Below are 640 nucleotides of genomic sequence, written 5' to 3' on the forward strand. Positions count from 1 at the left end.
TAGCGCAACGAAGAAACTAACACCAATCACCATTCTGCTACGCAATACATTACTGGCCATTAGTTACCTCTTGTTCTTGCTCTAACCCGTCATTCGCGTTGGATTGCAGTACTTTGTGCTGACGATCTTCGTTTGGCCAGATCAACAGCAAGTATCGTAGACGATCAAACTCCACTACAGGTTCGGCTTTGATCGATGCAAACTCTTGACGAGTATCGTGATCCACATTCGTGACCGTCGCCACAGGGTAGCCTTCAGGGTAAATGCCTCCCAGACCGGATGTCACAAGTAAATCACCGACTTGAATATCTGTACTGGTTGGAATGTGTTCCAGTTGGATTTCATCCATTTCACCATTACCTGATGCAATCACTCGAATGTCATTACGAATGACCTGAACTGGAATGGCATTTTTTGCATCTGTCAGTAGCAATACCCGCGCATTGTGCGCCGCAACAAACGTAACCTGACCGACAATACCTTTTTCGTTAATAACGGGCTGACCAACGTACACACCGTCAATTTGGCCTTTATCAATCACCACTTGATGACGATAAGGTGAAGTATCCACCGCCATTACTTCGGTCACGACCTTCTTCTCATCACGAACAAAAGACGAGCCAAGTAACTTACGCAAGCG

The 640-nt window shown here is 46.1% G+C and carries 1 protein-coding gene; it reads right to left on the reverse strand.

Translation table 11 applies throughout. From position 1 onward, the window contains the following. Positions 1-49 precede the first annotated feature (49 nt). On the reverse strand, positions 50-640 hold a 591-nt coding region (mreC, locus tag R8O11_RS28625; protein WP_318195045.1), incomplete at its 5' end, for a rod shape-determining protein MreC.

The sequence above is a fragment of the Vibrio sp. 1288 genome (genome assembly GCF_033344475.1).